Source organism: Salibaculum griseiflavum, from assembly GCF_003129565.1.
Classification (GTDB): Bacteria; Pseudomonadota; Alphaproteobacteria; order Rhodobacterales; family Rhodobacteraceae; genus Salibaculum; species Salibaculum griseiflavum.
In genome coordinates this window covers 1-1,386 of the sequence record NZ_QETF01000041.1, presented here as the reverse complement: position 1 = coordinate 1,386, position 1,386 = coordinate 1, and the positions used below count along the sequence as shown (strand labels likewise).

Sequence of the window (1,386 nt, the reverse complement as noted above, 5' to 3'; positions counted from 1 at the left end):
GAGATATGCCCAAAAGTTGGTGACGGCCGTCATCAGGCGGCGGCTTGAAGTTGCTTGATCCCGTCTTTGAATTCAATCCCCTGAATAACCTCGGGCAGACGGCTTGGCCCGTTGATCTTCCGCCACTTCTTCTTGGCTGACATCATCAGCCGGAAGACCATGGCGAGGGCGGTTTTGCGGTTCAGGCAGCCCTTGGTCTTGCGCGTGCGGTTGCGGACCGTAGCGAAGACACTCTCGATCGGGTTTGTGGTCCGGATGTGCTTCCAGTGCTCGGCCGGGAAGTCGTAGAAGGCGAGCAACTCATCGCGGTCTTTCACCAGCTTGGCCACGGCCTTCTCGTATTTCACGCCGTAGGTTTCGACGAAGAGATCGAAGGCGGCATTTGCCTCCTTCTTGGTCTCGGCCATCCAGATGTCCTGCAGATCAGCCTTGGCCTTTTCGTGCAGAGATTTGGGCATGGCACCCAGCACGTTCGCCGTCTTATGGACCCAACATCTCTGCTCGCGCGTGTCGGGAAAGACCTCGCGCAGCGCTGTCCAGAACCCGAGCGCGCCGTCGCCGATGGCCAGCTCGGGCGGCACCGTGAGCCCACGCTTCTTCAGCCCCTTCAGCAGGTCGCGCCAGCTATCGGCGTTCTCCCGGAACCCGTCCATGATCGCCAGCACGTCCTTCTCGCCGTATTCATCGGCGCCGATAATAACCAGCATACATTGACGATCACCGTCCAAGCGGGGCGTGAAGTAGACCCCATCCGCCCAGATGTAGACGTAGCGCTTGGCCTTCAGATCGCGCTTGCGCCAGGCCTCATACTCCTCCCACCAAGTCGCCTTCAGGCGGGTGATGGTTGAGGATGACAGCCCCTCGGCCTCCGGCCCCAGCAGCGCGGCCAACGCTTCGCTGAAGTCGCCTGTCGAGATACCCTTCAGGTATAGCCAGGGCAGCAGCTCTTCGACCGACTTGGCCTTGCGCAGATAGGGCGGGACCAGCGACGAGCGGAACCTGATCTTGCTGCCATCTGCATTGCTGCCGCGATCGCGGACACGCGGAACCTGAACAGGCACCGTCCCGATCCCGGTCATCATCTCTCGCTCGGGCAAGAACCCGTGGCGGACAAGTCGCTGGCGCCCTTCCTCGTCCAGAAGATGCGCATGCTCGGCGATGAACGCCGACACCTCGGCTTGAACCGCCGTGCGAAGCAGCTCCCTGGCTCCGGCCTGGATCACCTCGGTCAGCGGATCAGGCGAAAATTCCGATGGCAGTTCGAACGGGACAACGGTAGATTTGGCCATGGTGGCATATCCTTTCTCTGTGAGATCGACGGCGTCTTTCAACACCGCCATGATATGCCGCCTACTTCAGGCCATCACCAACTTTCGGGCATAACTC

The 1,386-nt window shown here is 60.7% G+C and carries 1 protein-coding gene; it reads right to left on the bottom strand.

All coding sequences use genetic code 11. The annotated features are described in order from the left end of the window. Positions 1–32: 32 nt before the first annotated feature. Positions 33–1,289 carry an IS256 family transposase gene (locus DFK10_RS16160; protein WP_109390066.1) on the bottom strand — a complete coding sequence of 419 codons (1,257 nt, stop codon included), beginning with the start codon at positions 1,287–1,289 and terminating at the stop codon, positions 33–35. Positions 1,290–1,386: the final 97 nt, after the last annotated feature.